Genomic DNA, 18,634 nt, shown 5'->3' with positions numbered 1-18,634 from the left:
CCGCCCGTGCCGCGCCGACCGCACGGGCGTCACCCACTCGCACGGCCCGGACTCCCTACGGGGCGGGAGATCACCCGTGCGGGGCATCCTCCGCCGGTCCGCGGGCCGCGCGCGCCCCGGACGCAGCAGAGTGGCGCGGGTGCATCGAACCACGACCGCCGCCACGCTCCTGATCACCATGGCCGTCTCGGCCCTGACCGGCTGCGTCACGGTCCAGCGGCCGGCTTCCGGCGGGCCGGGCCCGGGAGCCGCCTCCGCCGTGGAACCGGCCCCGCGCCCGGAGGGCGGCACCGGGTCGCGCGCCGTCCAGGCTCCCGCCCGGGAGGCCCTGGAACGCGCGGGCTCCTCCGTCTCCCCCCAACCGCCCGCGCACCCTCGCCCGCCCGCCGCCCCGCGCCCGGCCGCACCCGCGGCCCCGGTCAGCGCCCCGGTGCCGCGCGCGCGGCATCCGCACCCGGCACCGCACTCGTCCGGCCGTCCCGCGCACCACCCCGCGCCGGCCCGGCCTCCCGCGGCACGCCAGGGCCGGGCTCCTTCCGGGCACGGCGCGCCGCCCGCCGGCCCGGGCGTCTGCGCGCTCGGCAAGCAGTACGGCGGCTGGCGTGCGAACAGTCCCGAGGCGAAGATCTGCGGCCAGACCTACGGCCGCTGAGCACCACCCGCTACGACCGCTGCCGGGGCGGTCCCCCCGGATCCCCTCCGGCGCCGGGGCCGCCGTCACCCAGCCGCAGCTCCAGCCGGTGGATCGCCGCGCGCACCCCGTCGCCGTAACTGTCGTCGGCGAGGCCGCCGGCCGTGCCGCGAGCGTGACGGAGATGGCTCCGGGCGGCCTCACTGCGGCCGAGCTTCACGTAGTCGGCGGCCAGGTTCAGGTGCAGGGACGGGTACAGGGCACGGGCCGCCGCCGGTGCGCCTCCGGACCCGGCGCGACGCTCGTCCGTGAGTTCTTCGGCGGCCGACAGTGCTCTGAGGTCCCAGGCCAGTTCGTCGCAGGGGTCGTCCTGGGTGTCGGCCATGTAGTGGGCCAGCGTGCAGCGGTGCAGCGGATCACCGTCCGCGCCGATCTCCCGCCACAGGGCGAGGAACCGGACCCGGGCCTCCTCGCGGTCACCCGCGTGGTGCAGCATGACGCTCTGCCCGATCCGCGTCAGCACGGCGTCGTCCGCGGTCTCCTCCTGCCGCTCCGCCACGCGCCCTCCAGCCCTGTCCCCGACCCGACTCCCCCGACGCTAACGGCACCCGCCGGCATTCCGGCTCAGGCTGCCCGCGGGAGGGCCGCGTCTCACCCCGAGTCGGGACACCGGCGGCGATACGGGCCGGGGCAGCGGCACCCGGCACCACCGGCGGACGCCGCGGACGCGTCACCCGGCACGGCACCAGGCGCGTCCCCCGGCCCCTGCCTGCCGCCACCGGCCACCCCGCCCCCGCTGGGACCGCTACCGGGACCCGGGCCGGATTCCGGCACCGGAACGGACTCAGCCCAGGTCCGGAATCCGCCAGTCGATCGGCTCGTGCCCCTGCCGCGCCACCGCCTCGTTGATCTGCGTGAACGGACGCGAGCCGAAGAACCTCTTCGCCGACAGCGGGGAGGGGTGCGCGCCCTTGACCACCGCGTGCCGGGTCTCGTCGATCAGGGGAAGCTTCTTCTGCGCGTAGTTGCCCCAGAGCACGAAGACCGCCGGGTCGGGCCGGTCCGCCACCGCCCGGATCACCGCGTCGGTGAACTTCTCCCAGCCACGGCCCTTGTGGGAGTTGGCCTCGCCGGAGCGGACCGTGAGCACCGCGTTGAGCAGCAGCACGCCCTGCTCGGCCCACGGCATCAGATAGCCGTTGTCCGGGACGGGGGTGCCCAGTTCCTCGTGCATCTCCTTGTAGATGTTGCGCAGCGACGGCGGGACCTTCACGCCGGGCCGCACCGAGAAGCACAGGCCGTGTCCCTGTCCCTCGCCGTGGTACGGGTCCTGTCCGAGGACGAGGACCTTCACCCGGTCGTACGGCGTGGCGTCCAGCGCGGCGAAGACCTCCTCGCGCGGCGGGTAGACGGGACCCCTCGCCCGCTCCTCCTCGACGAACTCGGTCAGCTCCTTGAAGTAGGGCTGCTGCAGTTCGTCGCCCAGAACCCCGCGCCAGGACTCGGGCAGCATGGCGATGTCGGTCACGTCACGTCCTCACGATGTGCGGTCACTTCCTGCTCACCGAAACTACAGGCGACCACTGACAACGCTCCCGCGCCCCCGGCAACGCCCTGGCTGCCAGCCCGTCTTGCGGTACAGCTCCCACACGGTCGTGATCGTCGACGGGTCGAGCGCGCGCCGCCGGAGATGTCGTCGCCGGCGGCCACGTACCGCCCGCCCTGCCACAGCGGCAGCAGCCGGACGTCGTCCACCAGGACCTGCTGCGCCTGCTCCTGCTGCTTCACCACCGCGGCCCGGTCCCTCTCGCGCCGGGACCCGGGCAGCAGCACCTGGACGATTCGGGGCGCCGGGTAGGACGTGCCGAGCGCGTTCTGCCGTCCGGGGAAGGGGGCGATGACAGCGCCGGCGTCCGGGAAGTCCGAGGACCGGCCGCACCCGGACGAGCCTCTTGCCCGGGCGCGGCTCGCAGCGGTGGACGCGGTTGCCGGCATCGGTGAACGTGCAGGTCCGTGGACCGCTCCGGAGAACGCCGGTGGGCCGCCCTGTCCAGGACGGCCCACCGGTAGGGGATCAGCTCACGCCGGTGTCACCGGCCAGGAGGTTCAGCTCACGCCGGCGTTGAGGAAGATGCCGCCGTCGACGACGAGCGTCTGCCCGGTGATCCAGTCGGACTGCCCAGAGGTGAGGAACGCCGCCGCGCCGCCGATGTCGGAGGGGACGCCGAGGCGGCCGAGCGGGTAGGCCGCGGCGGCCTCCTCCTCGCGCCCCTCGTACAGGGCCTGGGCGAACTTCGTCTTCACCACGGCCGGGGCGATGGCGTTGACCCGCACCTTGGGCGCGAACTCGTGCGCGAGCTGCTGGGTCAGGTTGATCATCGCGGCCTTGCTGATGCCGTACGCGCCGATGAACGGCGAGGGGGCGAGGCCGGCGACGGAGGAGATGTTCACGATGGCGCCGCCGTGGTCCTTCTGCCAGGCGTGCCAGGTGCGCTGGGCGAAGCCGAGCGCGGAGACGACGTTGGTCTCGAAGACCTTGCGCGCCACGTTCAGGTCGAGGTCGGCGATCGGGCCGAACACCGGGTTGGTGCCGGCGTTGTTGATCAGGTGGTCGACGCGGCCGAACGCCTCCATGACGCGCTCGACGGCCTCCGCCTGGTGGGCCTCGTCATGGGCCTTGCCCGCGACGCCGATGGCCCGGTCGGCGCCGAGCCTGTCCACGGCCTCCTTCAGGGCGTCCGCGTTGCGGCCGGTGATGCACACCCGGTCGCCCCGGGCCACCAGTGCCTCGGCGATGCCGTAGCCGATGCCGCGGCTGGCGCCGGTGATGAGGGCGACCTTGCCCGACGGCTCAGGGGGTACCACGGAAGTCATGTCGCGCCTGTCCTTAGTTGAGCGGTCCGCCGGCGACGTAGAGCACCTGGCCGGAGACGAAGCCGGCGGCGTCACCCGTGAAGAAGGCGATCGCGTTGGCGATGTCCTCCGGCTCGCCGACGCGCTGCACCGGGATCTGGGTCGCCGCGGCGGCCTTGAAGTCCTCGAAGCCCATGCCGACGCGGTCGGCGGTGGCCTTGGTCATCTCGGTGGCGATGAAGCCCGGGGCGACGGAGTTGGCGGTGATGCCGAACTTGCCCAGCTCCTTGGCGAGGGTCTTGGTGAAGCCCTGCAGACCGGCCTTGGCGGCGGAGTAGTTGACCTGGCCCCGGTTGCCGAGCGCGGAGGACGAGGAGAGGTTGACGATCCGGCCGAAGCCCGCGTCCACCATGTGCTTCTGGACCGCGCGGGTCATCAGGAACGAGCCCCGCAGATGCACGTTCATGACGGTGTCCCAGTCGGAGACACTCATCTTGAACAGCAGGTTGTCACGGAGCACGCCCGCGTTGTTGACGAGGATCGTGGGCGCGCCGAGTTCCTCGGCGATGCGCGCGACCGCCGCTTCCACCTGGGCCTCGTCGGAGACGTCGGCGCCGATCGCGACGGCCCGCCCGCCGGCCGCGGTGATCTTCTCCACGGTGTCCTTGCAGGCGGCCTCGTCGAGGTCGATCACGGCGACGGCACGGCCCTCGGCGGCCAGTCGTACGGCGGTTGCCGCGCCGATGCCGCGCGCGGCACCGGTGACGACGGCGACCCGCTGGTCAGTGGTGGACATTGCTGCTTCTCCTCGCCCTTGAGAGAACCCGGTGTGCGGTGAGCAACCGCTTAGTACCTTCGGTGGATGTGACGCTAGAAGCCCTGGCACCCGGTGTCAACGGCACACCGGGTGCGTGTGATCCATTACCTCACCAGAAGGTCCAGCAACCGCTCCGTCTCCGCGGCCGGGTCAAGGGTGAGTCCGGTGTGGACCGGGCCGGGCTGGACGATCGTGGAGCGGGGCGCGGCCAGCCAGCGGAACCGGCGCCCGGCGTCGTCGCCCGCCGCCTGCCCGGCCGCGCTGCCGCCCGCGCAGACGCTCTCCACGGCGGCCAGGGCGGCCCGCACGCCCGCCACGTCGGCGTGCGGGTCGAGCGCCAGCAGCCGGGCCTCGTCGAGATGGGTGCGGGCGCCGACGTAGGCCTTGGCGCGGCAGTAGACGAGCACCCCGGCGTTGATCCGCTCGCCGCGCTCGACCCGCGGGACGATCCTCAGCAGGGCGTACTCGAAGACGTCCCGTTCGCTCGTCCGGCCGCCGATGATGTGGCGCTCCCCCGCCTGCCGCCCCCCGAGGATGTGGTGGTCGCCCGTCTGCCGGCGGCCCGTGACGGGGTGGTCCGCCGGCTGCCGGCCGGTGCCGTGGTGGTCGCTCACTTGGCCGTCCCCTCGATTCCGTGGATGCGCTCGTGGATCACGGCGGCCCGCGCGAGCAGCGGCCGGGCGTAGGCGCGGCGCAGTTCGCCGGGGGTGCCGAAGCCGGGCTCGCCGGTCAGCCAGGCGTCCGGGATCTCGGCGGTCACCTCGGCGAGCAGTTCCTCGGTGACGAGCGGGGCCAGGTGTGCGGCGGCGGCCGCGAGGTCCGGGCCGAACGGCGCGAGCGCGTGGTCGGAGGCGTCGTAGGGGCGGGCGGCGGAGGCCTCGGCGCCCGGCCAGTTGTGGTGCCAGATCATCGTCGCGCCGTGGTCGATGAGCCACAGTTCGCCGCGCCACCTGAGCAGGTTGGGGTTGCGCCAGGAGCGGTCCACGTTGTTCACGAGCGCGTCGAACCAGATGATCCGCCCCGCCTCGCCGGCGTCCACCGGGAAGGCCAGCGGGTCGAACCCGAGGGCTCCGGAGAGGAAGTCCATCCCGAGGTTGGCGCCGCCGCTGGAGCGCAGCAGTTCCTGGACCCGCTCGTCGGGTTCGCCGAGTCCCAGGACCGGATCGAGGCCGATGGTCACCAGCGGGGGCACCCGGAACCCCAGCCGCCGGGCCAGTTCTCCGCACACGACCTCGGCGACGAGCGTCTTGCGGCCCTGCCCGGCGCCGCTGAACTTCAGGACGTACGTCCCGAGGTCGTCGGCCTCGACGAGTCCCGGCAGCGAGCCGCCCTCCCGCAGGGGTGTGATGAAGCGGGTCGCGTTGACTTCCTTGAGCATCGCCCCAGGTTACTGGGGCCCCGGGCGGCTCCGGTGGGCTCCGGACGAGTCCGGGCGCGATCTGAACGCCCGGCGCCGTGCGGACGTACCCCTGCGCACAGATCCGTCGCGAAGTCCGCGGCGAAGTCCGCGAGAAGGGAACGCCGGCATGACCAGCGCATCGAACCATCCCCAGCAGGAACCGGCCCGCCGTACGGTCGTGGCGGCGCTGGGCGCGGCGGGGATCGCCGTCACGCTGACCGCCTGCGGGGCGGACGGCGGGCCGGTGTCGGGCGCCTCCGAAGCGGGCGACGGGCCGCAGCCGGGCGCCTCCGGACCGTCCTCCTCCGGTTCATCGGGGGCTCCCGGACCGTCCTCCGCCGGTTCGCCGGGTACCGGTGCCGGTGCCGGTGGGGTCCTCGCCAGGGCGTCCGACATCCCGGAGGGCGGCGGCAGGATCTTCGCCGACCGGGGCGTCGTCGTCACCCAGCCCGAGAAGGGCCGGTTCGAGGCGTTCTCCTCGGCCTGCACCCACCAGGGCTGCACGGTGAGCGGGATCGCGGACGGGGTGATCAGCTGCCCGTGCCACGGCAGTGAGTTCTCGGTGACCGACGGGAGCGTACGCAAGGGCCCCGCGACCCGGCCGCTGCCCGCCCGGAGGATCTCCGTCCACGGCGACGAGATCGAACTGGCCTGAAGACGGCGGCACGACGCCCCGGCACCCGGGCGGGCCCCGCTCTCAGCCGATCTGCTCCCCCGCCGCCCGCAGGGCCTCCACGGCCGCGCGGATGGAGGGGCGGCGGTCGGCGTCGGTGCGCCACACCGCGTAGACGTGCCTGCGCACGGCCTGCCGCACCGGCACCGTCCGCACCCCGGCGGGCAGCGGTCCCCGCCCGAGCCGGGGCGCCACGCAGACGCCGAGTCCTGCGGCGACCAGCGCGAGCTGTGTGGCGTGCTCCTGCGCGCGGTGCGCGACGCGCGGTTCCACCTCCTTGGAGCGCAGGGTGTCCAGCAGCCACTCGTGGCAGAACTCGTCGTCGCCCCAGGTGATCCAGTCGTCGTCGGCGAAGTCCTCCAGGGCGGCCTCCGCACGGTCCGCGTGCCGGTGCGTGGCGGGCATCGCGACGTCGACCGGGTCGTCGAGGATCGGCGCCCGGGTGAGCCCGTCGGGCACGGGCAGCGGCTTGTTGTACCAGTCGAGCACCACGGCCAGGTCGACGTCACCGCGCAGCACGGCCCGTACGGCGGGCGCGGGTTCCACCTCGGCGGTGGTGACGCCGAGGGCCGGATGCCGGCCGCGCAGGTGGCACAGCGCGAGGGGGAACAGCCCGCGGGCGCCGGTGGGGAAGGCGGCCAGCCGCAGCTCGCCCACCACCTGCCCCCGCTGGGCCTCCAGGTCTGACTGGGCCAGCTCGACCTGGGAGAGGATGCGCGCCGCGTGCTCGGCGAGGAGCCGGCCGGCGTCCGTCAGCCGCACGCCCCGGCCGTTCCTGGCCAGGAGCCGCTGCCCCACCTCCCGTTCCAGCTTGGCCATCTGCTGGGAGACCGCCGAGGTGGTCACATGCAGCCCGTCGGCCGCGCCGCTGACCGAGCCGTGCCGGGCGAGGGCGTCGAGGGTGCGCAGGCGCTCCAGGTTCAACATGTAAGCGATACTACGAGGTACCGGCCGCGAATTCTCGATTGTGCTACGACGTGGTGTCCGGGCACGCTACGTCCATGAGTTCCGCGACCGCAACCTCCGCTCCGACCCCGACCGCCCGGCCCGGCCGCCGGGCCCGCGGCCCGCTGCACTGGCGGGTCCGATTCGCCTTCCTGGCGCTGGTGTGGGGGTTCAGCTTCCTGTTCATGAAGGTGGGCACGCGGAGCTTCGCGCCCTTCCAGGTGACGCTGGGACGGCTGGTGTTCGGCACGGCCGTGCTGGCCGTGGCCATGGCGGTGAAGCGGGAGCGGCTGCCGCGCGGTGCCCGCACGTGGGGTCATCTCGCGGTCGCCGGTTTCTTCCTCAACGCGCTGCCGTTCTCGCTGTTCGCGTACTCGGAACTGACCATTCCGTCCACCCTTGCGGGCATCTGCAACGCGACCTCGCCGCTGTGGGGCATGGCGCTGTCCCTGGTCGCCCTCTCCGAGGACCGGCCGACGCGGGTGCGGGTGGCGGGTCTCGGGCTCGGTTTCCTCGGCGTGCTCACCGTGCTCGGCGCCTGGCAGGGCTTCCACGGACTGGACGCCCGGGGCACGGCGATGGCGCTGCTGGCTTCGCTGAGCTACCCGGTCGGCTGGATCTACGTCCGGCGCACCCTGGCCGGTGCCGCCGAGTCGCACCTGTCGCTGACCGGGGGCCAGTTGCTGCTGGCGACGGTGCAACTGGCCGTCGTCACCCCGCTGTTCACCGGCGTGCCGAGCCACGTGGGCGTGTTCCCGCTGCTCGCGGTGGCCGCGCTGGGCGTGCTGGGCACGGGCGTCGCGATGCTCGTGCAGTACGGCCTGGTCGCCGAGGTCGGTCCGACGACCGCCCAGATGGTCACCTACTTCGTGCCGATCATCGCCGCCGGCGCCGGTGTCGCCGTCCTGGGTGAGCGCCTGAGCTGGTCGACCCCGGTCGGCGCGGTGATCGTCCTGGCCGGGGCGGCCCTGTCCCAGGCCCGGCCCGGGCACGGCGCCCGGCGCGCCCGCGCCGCCGCCTCGACCACGCCGGGACAGCCGGTCCGGTCCGGTGCGCAGCCCCCGGCTCCCGCACCGGCCGGCGTCCGCCCCGGCGAGCGGCCCGCCCGCCCCGAACCGGCAGCGGCCGCGACCACGAACCCGTAAGACGCGCTACGGGCCGCAAGGCCCGCCCCCGGCCCGTAGCCTCGCGCCGGGCCGGAAGGGCCCGGCCCCTCCCCCAGACCTCCCTCAGACGTAACTCCGCTCCGGGGCCGGCCCCAGGGCCGCCGCCACCGCGTCCGCCAGTTGCCCGGTCTCGTCCTCGCTCAGGGCCGAGACGGTGATCCGGACTCCCGGGGGCTCGTGCAGCCGGAAGCGGGCGCCCGGGGCGACGGCCCAGCCCGCGTGCAGCAGCCGGGCGACGACCCCCGTCTCGTCCGGCACCGGCACCCACACGTTCATCCCGCTGCGCCCGTGCGCCGCCACCCCGCGCTCCGCCAGCGCGCCGATGAGCAGGTCGCGCCGCCGGCTGTACTCCGCCGCCACCGCACCGGTGTCCAGAGTGCCGTCGGTCCACAGCCGCGCCACGGCCCGCTGCACCAGCAGGCTCACCCAGCCGGGCCCGAGCCGCTGCCGCCCGCGCACCCGGTCGACGGTGACCTGGTCCCCGGTGAGCACGGCCAGGCGCAGGTCGGGGCCGTAGGCCTTGGCGACCGACCGGACGAAGGCCCAGTGCCGGGTGGCTCCGGCGAGCGGGTGCAGGGGGAGGTCGACGATGCCGTGGCCGTGGTCGTCCTCGACGAGCAGGGTCTCGGGGTGCCCGGCGAGCACGGCCCGCAGGGCGCGTGCGCGGGGGGCGCTCAGCGCCGCGCCGGTCGGGTTCTGCGCGCGGTCGGTGACGAGCAGCGCCCGCGCGCCGTCCGCGAGCGCCCGGCGTACGGCGTCGACGCGCGGCCCCTCGTCGTCCACGCCCATCGGCACCGTGCGCAGTCCGAGCGCCGGCACCAGGTCGAGCGTCCTGCCCCAGCCCGGGTCCTCCACCGCGACCGTGTCCCCCTGTCTGAGGTGGGCGGTCAGGACCCGTTCGACGCCGTCCAGCGAGCCGGTGACCACGGCGAGCGGCCCCTGTGGCACACCGGCGGCGTGCAGCTCGGCGCGGGCGATGCGCGCCAGTCCGGGGTCGACGGCCACGTCCCCGTAGAGCACGGGGGCGCGGTCGCCCTCGGCCGCGGCGGCCGCGAAGGCCGGTGCGAGCGCCGGCAGCAGGGCCGGGTCCGGGTTGCCCGCGGACACGTCCCGCACGCCCTCGGGCACGTCGACACGGATGCGGTCCCGCCCGGTGGTGGCCGGCGCGGGCCGCACCCGGCTGCCCCGGCGCCCGGCGGTCTCGATGACCCCGCGCTCGCGCAGCACCCGGTACGCGGCCGCGACGGTGTTGGGGTTGACGCCGAGATCGGCCGCCAACTCCCTCATCGGGGGCAGCAGTTGCCCCGGTTCGAGGTGGCCGGCACCCACCGCGCGCTCGACGCTCGCCGCGATTTCCGCTGCACGCCGGCCCTCGATCCGATATTCTCCTAGCACAAAGCAGATTATGCACTAGTGCAATGGAGACCGCAATGCAGGGGACCCAGCAGCCGACCCCGACGGCCGACACCTACCCGCCGACCGACCGCACCGTCCCCACCCGGTCCGCGCAGAAGGCGTCCTACGACAAGGAACTGGTGCACGCGATACTCGACGAGGCGTACGTCTGCCACCTGGGCTTCGTCCGCGACGGGGCGCCCGTGGTGCTGCCGACGCTCTACGGCCGGGTCGGCGAGCGGCTGTACGTGCACGGCTCGACCGGATCGCGTCCCCTGCGCATGGCGGGCCAGGCCGACCCGGGCCTGCCGGTCTGCCTGACGGTCACCCATGTCGACGGCCTGGTGCTGGCACGCTCCGCCTTCCACCACTCGGTCAACTACCGCAGTGTCGTGGTGCACGGCACCGCCCACCAGGTCACCGACCCCGACGAGAAGCGCATGGCCCTGGACGCGCTGGTCGACCACGTGGTGCCCGGCCGGTCGGCAGACTCGCGCCCCGGCAACGCGAAGGAACTGGCCGCGACCGCCGTCCTCCGCCTCGACCTCACGGAGGTGTCGGCCAAGCTGCGCACGGGCGGCGCCAACGACGAGCCCGAGGACCTGGCCCTCCCCCACTGGGCCGGCGTGGTCCCGGTGCGCAGGACCTACGGCGCTCCGCTTCCCGAGGCCGACCTCGCGCCCGGCACCGAGATCCCGGGGTACCTCGCGGGCCTGTAGGCGGAGGAGAGAGGGGCGCCGGCGCCCGGCGGCCCGGAGGCCGCAGGGGCCAGGGCGCCCCTCCCCTGTCAGACCAGGGCAGGTTCCTCGGCGGCGGACCGTGCGCCGCGGGTCTCCGCGACGGCGAGGCCGCCGACGGAGCCGAGCATCAGCGCGGTGCCCACCAGCGTAGCCGCCGTCAGCCGCTCGCCCAGCAGGGCGACCGCCAGCACCGCCGCGCTGACCGGCTCCAGGAGCATGATCACCGACACGGTGGCCGAGCGGACGACGGCCGCGCCCGCGAAGTAGAGGGCGTAGGCGAGGGCCGTCGGCACGGTGCCGATGTAGGCGAGCAGCCACAGCAGCCGGACCGGTTCGACGGTGTGCGGCACCAGCCCCTCGACCGCCGCGAGCGGCAGCAGGCACAGCGTGGCCACCGCGAACGCCCCCACGGTCGTGGCGGACTGGTCGGCGCCGCTCCGGCCCCACCTGCGGGTCAGCAGCGTCATGCCGCTGTACCCGGCCGCGGAGGCCAGGGCCAGCAGCACACCCCACGGCCGTACGGCGGCTCCCCCGCTGCCGAGCACCAGCACCCCGAGCCCGGCCAGCGCCCCGGCGACCGCGGCCGTACCGGACCGGCCGAGCCGTTCGCCGAGGGTGAGGCGGGCGCCGAGCGCGATGAAGACGGGCCCGGCGCCGAGGGTGACGACCGTCGCGACGGCCAGTCCGGTCGCGGACACGGCGGCGAAGTAGGCGGTCTGGAACACGGCGAGCCCGAGCCCGGTGGCACCGGCCCGCAGCAGGGCACCGCCGCGGGTCACCGGCGCCGCCGGCCGCGCGCGCGGCCGCAGCAGGCGCACGGCGAGCAGCAGGACGGCGCCCGCGAGGCAGCGCCAGAAGGACAGCGCCGCCGGTCCCATGTCACTGGCCCGGTAGACCAGGGAGGCGGCGGCACCGGCGGTGCCCCAGGCGGCACCGGCGACGATCAGGTACAGGAGGCCACGCCCGACGGGCAGGCCGGCAGAAGCATGCGACACGAGTTCTCTCCGCAGAGTGCAGAAGTTCGGAAGGAGGACCCCGGTACGACGGAGTCGTCGGACTTCTTCTGCGGGCAGCACAGCGCGGGCCCGGGCGCGTACCGTGCCGCGGAACGTCCGCGGATCGGGCCGGAGCGCCGGGCGCGTCGAAGGAGGCCCGCCTCGGTCAGGCGACCGGCGGCGAGACGACGAGTGCGCGCGTATGCATGTCCGGCACCCTAGACCGTCGTTCCGCGCGCCGACAACTCCCGGTCGCCACCGCCGCCCGCGGCCGGTTCCGCCGCCCCCGCGGGTGTCGAGGACTGCGCGATGAAGGCGCCCAGGAGGACGACGGCACCGCCGGCCACCTGCGGCGCGGAGAGGTGCTCGCCGAGCAGGACCCAGGCCAGCACGGTCGCGATGACCGCCTCCAGGCAGGCCACCACGCCCGCCACCTGCGGCGAGAGCCGGCGCACCGAGAGCACGCCGGTGACGTACGCCAGGACGGTGGCGACGAGCACGATCCAGACCAGCAGCACGGCGGCCGGGACCGCCGTGCCGTTCATGTCCGCGGTGTGCGCGAGCACCGTCCAGTCCATGCCCCAGGGCCGGGCCACGGCGGTCAGGACGACGGCGCCGGCGAGCAGCCCGTACGCGATGACGCCGAGCGGGTCCGGCGCCCGGTCACCGGCGTCGCCGCCCTGGTCGGACAGGACGAAGTAGCCCACCTGGCAGCAGGCCGCGCCCAGGGCGAGCAGCAGACCGAGGGCGTCGAAGCCGAGGCCGGACCAGACCTCGACGACGCAGGCGAGCCCGCCGGCGGCGAGGACCACGCCGAGGGCGGCGGCCCGGGTGACCGGCCGCCGCTGCACGAAGCGGACCCAGCCGAGCACCAGGGCCGGTGCCAGGTACTCGATGAGCAGGGCCACCCCGACGGGGATACGGGAGAGCGCGGCGAAGTAGCACGCCTGGACGCCCGCCACGGCGAGCAGGCCGAATCCGGCGAGCAGCAGGGGGCGGCTGCGCAGCAGCGCGCGGTGGCGCACGGCGAGCGGAAGCATGACGAGCGCCGCGCCGGTGACGCGCAGCCAGACGACGTGCAGCGGGTCGAGGCCCGCTTCGATCAGCGGCTTGGCCGCGACCCCGGAGCCGCCGAAAGCGACCGCGGAAACGAGCGCGAGACCGAGCCCGACGCCCTTGCCGGACTGCCCTTGACTGATCGCAGACGTAACCACCGGCACATGATGACAGGCGGCGACATGAGCGTCACCCTCGTTGGCACCTGTCTCACCGGCTGGACGCGGGCGTCACACCCGGAGGGCGCCGAAGGGGCGCCGCGCCGCCCGGGCACACGATCCGCGGCCGGGGCGGGGTGGGGTGGAGTGGAGTGGGCGTTGCGCGTCCGGCCACGGGGTGGGACCTCGGCCCCTTGCCGGGGGCGGGTGTCGGGCGGCGGCAGGGTCAGCGGGTGGCCCCGCTGCCGCCGGCGTACTGCTGCGCGCGCTCACGGCGGTCGCCGGGCCCCTTGTTCTCCACCCGCTCCGGGCGCTCACCGCCCATGGCCAGGGCGGCCACCGCCGGCTCCCGGCGCTCGTCGCCCCCGGCGTCCGCCGCCGGCTCCCGGTGCTCGCCTCCTCCGCCGTCCGCGTCGTCGATACGGGCGGCCAGTTCCCGTGCGTCGATCCCCGCGCGGGCGAGCACCTCGACGGCCCGCGACCCGGGGTCGGCGGTGACCGCAGCGAGGAGGTCGAGGCGGCCCGCCGGGCCGTCGCCGCGGCGGGCGGCGCGCGCACGGGCGTGTTCCAGCGCCGCCGACGCGGCCGGTGAGCAGCCGTCGGCCTCCGCGACCACGGACTCGCCCACGCTCACCACGGGCAGGGCCCCGGAATCCTCGACACTGGTCTGCCAGCGCAGTCCGTAACCGATGCTGCGCTGGACGAGGTAGCCGAGCAGCCGGGCGATCCGCACCCCGTCGGCGAAGACGGCACGCACCTCGGGATCCGCCTCCAGGAGGGTGTGCAGCAGATGGGCGGTGTCGATCTGCCGGTCCCCGTCGCGGACCGCCCTCCTGCGCGCAGCGGCTACCACCGCCACCAGCTCGGCACTGAGCCCGGCGTCGTCGTCGGGGCGGCCGCCGTCCCGCTCGGGGACCGGCTGCCTGGGGATACGGGGTCGCACATCCCCCAGCCCATCAGTCCCGCGGGCTCCGGTCATCCCCGGCCAGAAGCATTTCCGCATCCCACGCAGAGTGGACCCGGGCGGACGGAATCTCCTCCTTACGGATGAGACCAGGTCAATTCGCACAGAGTTCACCGGGGAGGCGCACAGCCGCCCGCCGCACCGCCCGCCTCCCGCCGCCTGCCCCGCGCGCACGGAGGCGCCCCGCGGACCATTCCGCGGGGCGCCCGTCACGAGGACGCTCAGTCCTCGTCGGCGAGGATCAGGTACAGCTTCTTGCGGGCGTCGTTGATGACGGCGAGCGCCTTCTCGCGCTGCTCCTTGGTGCCGGTCTTCCAGACCTGCCCGAAGGCCTCCATCAGCCCGAATCCGGCCTGGCGGATCTCCCCGAGAACCTCCCAGTCGATACCGCGGGAGGCCTCCTCCCAGGGCGCTTCCGGCCCTTCGCCGGCGACGGCGCGGCCCTCCTCGGTGAGCGAGAACAGCTTCTTGCCACCTTCGGACTCACTGACGATGAGCCCTTCGTCCTCCAGCAGCTGGAGCGTCGGGTAGACCGAGCCGGGGCTGGGCTTCCACGCCCCGCCGCTGCGCTCGGCGATCTCCTGGATCATCTCGTAGCCGTGCATGGACCGGTCCCTGAGCAGGGCCAGGATCGATGCCCGTACGTCGCCGCGCCGTGCCCTGCCGCGCGGCCCGCCGCGCCCTCGCCCGCCCCAGGGGCCGGGTCCGAAACCCGGTCCGAAGCCAGGGCCGCCGGAGCCGGGCCCGCCCGGCCCGAAGGGACCGAAGGCGGCCCGCCGCCCCTCGAAACCTCCCAGGCCGCCCCGGCGGCCGCCTTGCCGGTGTCCACGTTCGAATCCGTGGGTACGCATCGCAACCACTCCATTCCATCGTTGATCTGTCGCGATACCTCAACGATATATCGGAACAGCTCGCCCGACAACCCCCCTTCGCCGCTGCCCCTTTCCGCAGGCGTCTCTCCCCCTCCGCAGGCGGCTCTGCCCGGCTCCCCGTGCGACCCCGGTCCGGCCGCGCCGGTCGAGCGGCCGGTGGCCGTGAGTCCCTGGAGGCGTCCGATCAAAGCCCGGACCACGAGCCACCCGACATGAATTGGCCTTGGCCGGACGCGCGGTGGTGCCCCTACGGTCGGGGGATGCGGATTCGAATCGTCGACGCCTTCACCGACCGCCCCTTCGCCGGCAACCCGGCCGGGGTGCTGCTCCTCGATGCCTTCCCCGAGGACGACTGGCTGCAGAAGGTGGCCCGGGAGGTCAACCACGCCGAGACGGCCTTCGCGCACCCGCTGCCCGCGGGCGGGGAGGCCGACTGGGCGCTGCGCTGGTTCACCCCCGTCACCGAGGTCGCCCTGTGCGGGCACGCCACGCTCGCCACCGCCCATGTCCTCTACGCCACCGGGGCGCACTCGGGTGCGGCGCGCTTCGCCACCCGCAGCGGTGTGCTCGTCGCCGCGCCCGCCGACGACGGCGCGATCGTCCTCGACTTCCCGACCGCCCCGCTCACCGAGGTCGAACTGCCCGACGGAGCAGCCGAGGCCCTGGGCGCCGAGCCGCGCACCGCCTTCGACACCGGCCCGGGCGTGGGCGACCTGGTGCTGGAACTGGCGGACGAGAAGACGGTCCGGGCGCTGGCCCCCGACCACAAGGCGCTGGCCGCCTGCTCGGCGCGCGGCGTCATCGCCACCGCGCGGGCCGAGGACCCCGGCCGCGGCTACGACTTCGTCTCCCGGTGCTTCTTCCCGAACGTGGGCATCGACGAGGACCCGGTGACCGGCAGCGCCCACACCGCCCTGGCCCCCTACTGGTCCGAGCGCCTGGGCCGCTCCGCCCTCACCGGTCTCCAGGCCTCCCCGCGCTCGGGGCTGGTCCGCACCGAGGTACGCGGTGAACGCACCCTGCTCACCGGCCACGCGGTCACGGTCATCGACGGCGAACTCCACGCCTGAGGGCGCGTCGGCCCACGCCCGTCACCCGGCGCGGGCGGGGCCGGTCAGGCCGTGGGAAGCCAGCCGACCTTCCCGGCCAGCAGGGCGTAGCCGACGAACGCGCCGATGTCGAGCAGTGAGTGGGCCACCACCAGCGGCCCGACCCGGCCCCACCGCCGGTACAGCCAGACGAACACCACGCCCATGACCATGTTGCCGAGGAAGCCGCCGATGCCCTGGTAGAGGTGGTAGGAGCCGCGCAGTACGGAACTGGCGGCCAGCGCGGTCCCCGGGGCCCAGCCCAGTTGCCGCAGTCTGCGCAGCAGATATCCGACGACGATGACCTCTTCGAGGACGGCGTTCTGCACGGCGGACAGCACCAGCACGGGGTACTTCCACCACACTCCGGGCAGCGCCTCCGGTACTACGGTCAGGTTGAAGCCCAGGCCGCGGGCGGCCAGGTAGAAGGCGATGCCGGTGCTGCCGATGACCGCCGCGACGGCGGCTCCGCGGCCGAGGTCGGGCCAGGGCCGGGAGCGGTCGAAGCCGAGGGTGCGCAGGCTCTGTCCCTCGCGCAGCAGGAGGTGCGCGACGAGGGCGACCGGTACGAGCGCGGTGGCGATCCCGAAGAGCTGCCAGGCCAGGTCGAGCCAGGGACGGCCCGGCGCGGCGGAGGCGTTGAGGGTGGCGGCCTGGTCCTTGAGGCCGCCGGGTTTCGTGACCGACCCGAGGAAGCTGATCAGCGCGGAGACGCCGCTCGCGCCGAGCGAGAGCGCCAGGACGAGCAGCGTCTCGTCCCGGAAGGTCCGCCGCGACAGCCGCTCGCCCGGCCAGGAATCGGCCTCGGGCCCCGCTTCCGCCTGCACACGCGCCTCCAGTCCACGTCCTGAGAGGTCACAGCTTGCCCGATCCGCCGCGTCGCGGCACGGCCGCCCCCTGCCCGACGCCCGGATCAGCGCGTTCCGGCACGGATCGGTGCGGCCCGGCACCGTGCGGATCAACACGGCGCTGCACCGTCCCCCGAGCAGTCGGGTCTCCCTCCGCGACCCAGCGCCCCTCAGCCTCTGGGTCCCCGGGCCCGAGTTCCCCCGCGCGGGAGACGGGACCCGGCCGCTCGGCCGGGGCGCACCCGCTCCGGCAGCAGCCCCCGGCCGTGCCCCACCGACAGCCCACCGCAACCGTGCCGCGCGACAACGGCCCTTGCCGAGCAGCCGAACGCTCCTCGCCTCTTGCCCCATGCGCACGGCAGGCACGCGCCCCTCGCCCCATGCGCACGGCAGGCACGCGCCTCTTGCCCCATGCGCGCGGCACGCGTGGGACCCCGGGAGGCAGCTGCCGTCAGCCCAGCGGCACCGGCTCGGGCAGGCCGACCGGCCAGGTGTGGACGGGTTCGCCCATCCGCATCAGTTCGCAGTAGCGCCGGGTCGTGGCGGCCAGCGCCGCGTTCCGGTCGAGTCCCTGCTCCTGCCGGGCCCGGTGGAAGGTGGCGGCCTGCCACTGCGCGCCGTTGATCCGGCGCCGGCACCGCTCCTCGATCACCCCGAGGTACCGGTCCCGGTCCACCGGCTCCACGCCCCATGCGTTCAGTCCGGACTCGGCCAGCGGCAGCAGTTCGTCGCGGACCAGGGTGACCGCGTCGATCTCGGCCGTGCCCGAGGAACGGCCGCGCCGGGGCCAGGTGAAGCGGGCGTCGATCCCGTGCCGGCAGGCGGCGTCGAAGTTGGCCGCCGCGGCCTCGAAGGGCAGCCGGGTCCACACCGGCCGCGGCTCCTCGGCGAGGGCGCGGACCAGCCCGTAGTAGAAGACCGCGTTGGCGACCACGTCCGTGACCGTCGGTCCGGCGGGCAGCACGCGGTTCTCCACGCGCAGGTGCGGTACGCCGTCCGCGACATCGTAGACCGGCCGGTTCCAGCGGTAGATGGTGCCGTTGTGCAGCACCAGTTCGGCGAGTTTCGGGACGCCTCCGGCGTCGAGCACCTCCAAGGGGTCCTCGTCGTCGCAGATCGGCAGCAGTGCCGGGAAGTAACGGAGGTTCTCCTCGAACAGGTCGTACGCCGAGGTGACCCAGCGCTCGCCGAACCAGGTGCGCGGACGCACGCCCTGCGCCTGGAGTTCGGGCGGGCGGGTGTCCGTGGACTGCTGGAACAGGGGCGGCCGCGACTCGCGCCACAGCTCGCGTCCGAAGAGGAACGGCGAGTTGGCGCCCACCGCGATCTGTGCCGCGCTCGCCGCCTGCGCCGCGTTCCACACGTCCGCGAAGCGCCCGGGGGTGACCTGGAGGTGGAGCTGCACCGAGGTGCAGGCGGCCTCCGGCACGATGGACTTCGAGGTGCACGCGAGATGCTCCACCCCGTCGATGTCCAAGGTGAAGTCCTCACCGCGGGCCGCGACGATCTGGTCGTTGAGCAGCGTGTAACGGTCGACGTCGGAGAGGTTCGAGGAGACCAGGTCGTCCCGGTCGAGCGTCGGCAGAATACCGATCATCGCTATGGAGGAGTCGACCTCACCGGCTTTCCGGTCGGCATATGCCAGCGATGTCCTCAGTTCCTCGGCGAGCCGGTCGAATACGCGGCCGCCCAGCCGGTGCGGGGCGATGTTCACTTCCAGATTGAACATGGCGAGTTCTGTTTGGAAGTCCCGGCTGGCGATGCGCTCGAGTACTTGCCCATTCAGCATTTTCGGCATCCCGTCGGAGCCCACGAGATTCAATTCGATCTCCAGCCCCATGAGGTTCTTGGGGCGGTCGAACCGCTTCTCCGCCAGCAGCCGCTCCAGCCCTGTCAGGCACCGCCTGAGCTTGTCGCGGTAGCGGTTGCGATCGGACAGGTCGAACCGTCCTGCCACGACCTTCTCCCCCATCGCAGCGTCCTTCCTCGCTCGGGCGGGCCTTGAGGATCGGGCCGCCGGGGTCCGGGTCAGGT

18 protein-coding genes and 2 pseudogenes are annotated in these 18,634 nt (G+C 74.2%); 5 read left to right on the top strand and 15 right to left on the bottom strand.

What is annotated here, in order from left to right; genetic code table 11:
• The first annotated feature begins 139 nt into the window (after window positions 1-139).
• The gene (locus IG64_RS16090) at window positions 140-652 is read left to right on the top strand and encodes a hypothetical protein (protein ID WP_324609577.1); all 513 of its coding nucleotides are present in this window, start codon (window positions 140-142) and stop codon (window positions 650-652) included.
• Window positions 653-662: 10 nt separating this feature from the next.
• On the opposite strand, the gene IG64_RS16085 is transcribed toward IG64_RS16090, so the two are convergent.
• The 7 genes and pseudogenes from IG64_RS16085 to IG64_RS16055 form a co-directional block, all read right to left on the bottom strand.
• Window positions 663-1,190: a tetratricopeptide repeat protein gene (locus tag IG64_RS16085; RefSeq protein WP_037856496.1), complete on the bottom strand. Its 528-nt coding sequence runs from the start codon at window positions 1,188-1,190 to the stop codon at window positions 663-665.
• Between the two features lie 285 nt (window positions 1,191-1,475).
• Window positions 1,476-2,159, bottom strand: coding sequence for a uracil-DNA glycosylase (gene ung / locus IG64_RS16080; protein WP_037856494.1), 684 nt, complete (start codon window positions 2,157-2,159; stop codon window positions 1,476-1,478).
• Window positions 2,160-2,201: 42 nt separating this feature from the next.
• Window positions 2,202-2,572 (bottom strand): annotated as a pseudogene (locus IG64_RS16075) (hypothetical protein); the annotation flags it as partial.
• A 165-nt stretch (window positions 2,573-2,737) separates the two neighbouring features.
• Window positions 2,738-3,505 carry an SDR family oxidoreductase gene (locus IG64_RS16070; RefSeq protein ID WP_037856490.1) on the bottom strand — a complete coding sequence of 256 codons (768 nt, stop codon included), beginning with the start codon at window positions 3,503-3,505 and terminating at the stop codon, window positions 2,738-2,740.
• A 13-nt stretch (window positions 3,506-3,518) separates the two neighbouring features.
• On the bottom strand, window positions 3,519-4,280 hold the full coding sequence (gene fabG / locus IG64_RS16065) for a 3-oxoacyl-ACP reductase FabG (protein ID WP_037856487.1): 762 nt from the start codon (window positions 4,278-4,280) through the stop codon (window positions 3,519-3,521).
• A 125-nt stretch (window positions 4,281-4,405) separates the two neighbouring features.
• Window positions 4,406-4,837 (bottom strand): DUF3037 domain-containing protein, encoded by a 432-nt coding sequence (locus IG64_RS16060; protein ID WP_037856679.1) that lies wholly within the window; start codon window positions 4,835-4,837, stop codon window positions 4,406-4,408.
• Between the two features lie 74 nt (window positions 4,838-4,911).
• Window positions 4,912-5,679, bottom strand: a complete 768-nt coding sequence (locus tag IG64_RS16055; RefSeq protein ID WP_037856484.1) for a HipA family kinase — start codon at window positions 5,677-5,679, stop codon at window positions 4,912-4,914.
• Window positions 5,680-5,827: 148 nt separating this feature from the next.
• Between IG64_RS16055 and IG64_RS16050 the strand changes: the two genes are divergently transcribed.
• The gene (locus IG64_RS16050) at window positions 5,828-6,355 is read left to right on the top strand and encodes a Rieske (2Fe-2S) protein (RefSeq protein ID WP_037856483.1); all 528 of its coding nucleotides are present in this window, start codon (window positions 5,828-5,830) and stop codon (window positions 6,353-6,355) included.
• Window positions 6,356-6,397: 42 nt separating this feature from the next.
• On the opposite strand, the gene IG64_RS16045 is transcribed toward IG64_RS16050, so the two are convergent.
• Window positions 6,398-7,300, bottom strand: coding sequence for a LysR family transcriptional regulator (locus tag IG64_RS16045; protein ID WP_037856481.1), 903 nt, complete (start codon window positions 7,298-7,300; stop codon window positions 6,398-6,400).
• Window positions 7,301-7,374: 74 nt separating this feature from the next.
• On the opposite strand from IG64_RS16045, the gene IG64_RS16040 reads away from it, so the two are divergent.
• Entirely contained in the window at window positions 7,375-8,463 is a 1,089-nt protein-coding gene (locus IG64_RS16040) for a DMT family transporter (RefSeq protein WP_051812965.1), read from the top strand.
• Between the two features lie 84 nt (window positions 8,464-8,547).
• Here IG64_RS16040 and IG64_RS16035 read toward each other — a convergent pair whose 3' ends face one another.
• The gene (locus tag IG64_RS16035; protein ID WP_037856480.1) at window positions 8,548-9,879 is read right to left on the bottom strand and encodes an aminotransferase class I/II-fold pyridoxal phosphate-dependent enzyme; all 1,332 of its coding nucleotides are present in this window, start codon (window positions 9,877-9,879) and stop codon (window positions 8,548-8,550) included.
• A 35-nt stretch (window positions 9,880-9,914) separates the two neighbouring features.
• On the opposite strand from IG64_RS16035, the gene IG64_RS16030 reads away from it, so the two are divergent.
• Entirely contained in the window at window positions 9,915-10,598 is a 684-nt protein-coding gene (locus IG64_RS16030) for a pyridoxamine 5'-phosphate oxidase family protein (protein WP_037856478.1), read from the top strand.
• Window positions 10,599-10,666: 68 nt separating this feature from the next.
• Here IG64_RS16030 and IG64_RS16025 read toward each other — a convergent pair whose 3' ends face one another.
• From IG64_RS16025 to IG64_RS38840, 4 genes and pseudogenes are all read right to left on the bottom strand, one after another.
• Window positions 10,667-11,614 carry a DMT family transporter gene (locus IG64_RS16025; RefSeq protein ID WP_037856476.1) on the bottom strand — a complete coding sequence of 316 codons (948 nt, stop codon included), beginning with the start codon at window positions 11,612-11,614 and terminating at the stop codon, window positions 10,667-10,669.
• Window positions 11,615-11,832: 218 nt separating this feature from the next.
• Complete coding sequence (locus tag IG64_RS16020) at window positions 11,833-12,834, bottom strand: EamA family transporter (RefSeq protein WP_037856472.1); 1,002 nt, start codon at window positions 12,832-12,834, stop codon at window positions 11,833-11,835.
• Window positions 12,835-13,225: 391 nt separating this feature from the next.
• Window positions 13,226-13,771: pseudogene (locus IG64_RS16015) on the bottom strand (Clp protease N-terminal domain-containing protein); the annotation flags it as partial.
• Window positions 13,772-14,013: 242 nt separating this feature from the next.
• Window positions 14,014-14,643 carry a PadR family transcriptional regulator gene (locus tag IG64_RS38840; RefSeq protein WP_078884036.1) on the bottom strand — a complete coding sequence of 210 codons (630 nt, stop codon included), beginning with the start codon at window positions 14,641-14,643 and terminating at the stop codon, window positions 14,014-14,016.
• A gap of 281 nt (window positions 14,644-14,924) precedes the next feature.
• Between IG64_RS38840 and IG64_RS16005 the strand changes: the two genes are divergently transcribed.
• Window positions 14,925-15,734: a PhzF family phenazine biosynthesis protein gene (locus IG64_RS16005; RefSeq protein ID WP_037856467.1), complete on the top strand. Its 810-nt coding sequence runs from the start codon at window positions 14,925-14,927 to the stop codon at window positions 15,732-15,734.
• A gap of 44 nt (window positions 15,735-15,778) precedes the next feature.
• On the opposite strand, the gene IG64_RS16000 is transcribed toward IG64_RS16005, so the two are convergent.
• Window positions 15,779-16,579, bottom strand: a complete 801-nt coding sequence (locus IG64_RS16000) for a CPBP family intramembrane glutamic endopeptidase (protein WP_037856464.1) — start codon at window positions 16,577-16,579, stop codon at window positions 15,779-15,781.
• 472 nt (window positions 16,580-17,051) lie between these two features.
• Window positions 17,052-18,572, bottom strand: a complete 1,521-nt coding sequence (locus IG64_RS15995; protein WP_037856461.1) for a glutamate-cysteine ligase family protein — start codon at window positions 18,570-18,572, stop codon at window positions 17,052-17,054.
• Window positions 18,573-18,634: the final 62 nt, after the last annotated feature.

This window comes from Streptomyces sp. NRRL S-340 (assembly GCF_000720185.1).
Classification (GTDB): Bacteria; Actinomycetota; Actinomycetes; order Streptomycetales; family Streptomycetaceae; genus Streptomyces.
The sequence above is the reverse complement of the archived record's forward strand: the minus strand, read 5'-3'. Positions and strand labels throughout refer to the sequence as shown.

What these genes read in the sequence shown, in the direction of transcription:
- IG64_RS16005 (WP_037856467.1), top strand. Translation starts at nt 14,925, where the DNA reads ATGCGGATTCGAATCGTCGACGCCTTCACCGACCGCCCCTTCGCCGGC.
- IG64_RS15995 (WP_037856461.1), bottom strand. Translation starts at nt 18,572, where the DNA reads ATGGGGGAGAAGGTCGTGGCAGGACGGTTCGACCTGTCCGATCGCAAC.
- IG64_RS16040 (WP_051812965.1), top strand. Translation starts at nt 7,375, where the DNA reads ATGAGTTCCGCGACCGCAACCTCCGCTCCGACCCCGACCGCCCGGCCC.
- fabG (WP_037856487.1), bottom strand. Translation starts at nt 4,280, where the DNA reads ATGTCCACCACTGACCAGCGGGTCGCCGTCGTCACCGGTGCCGCGCGC.
- IG64_RS16050 (WP_037856483.1), top strand. Translation starts at nt 5,828, where the DNA reads ATGACCAGCGCATCGAACCATCCCCAGCAGGAACCGGCCCGCCGTACG.
- IG64_RS38840 (WP_078884036.1), bottom strand. Translation starts at nt 14,643, where the DNA reads ATGCGTACCCACGGATTCGAACGTGGACACCGGCAAGGCGGCCGCCGG.
- IG64_RS16045 (WP_037856481.1), bottom strand. Translation starts at nt 7,300, where the DNA reads ATGTTGAACCTGGAGCGCCTGCGCACCCTCGACGCCCTCGCCCGGCAC.
- IG64_RS16030 (WP_037856478.1), top strand. Translation starts at nt 9,915, where the DNA reads ATGCAGGGGACCCAGCAGCCGACCCCGACGGCCGACACCTACCCGCCG.
- IG64_RS16055 (WP_037856484.1), bottom strand. Translation starts at nt 5,679, where the DNA reads ATGCTCAAGGAAGTCAACGCGACCCGCTTCATCACACCCCTGCGGGAG.
- IG64_RS16070 (WP_037856490.1), bottom strand. Translation starts at nt 3,505, where the DNA reads ATGACTTCCGTGGTACCCCCTGAGCCGTCGGGCAAGGTCGCCCTCATC.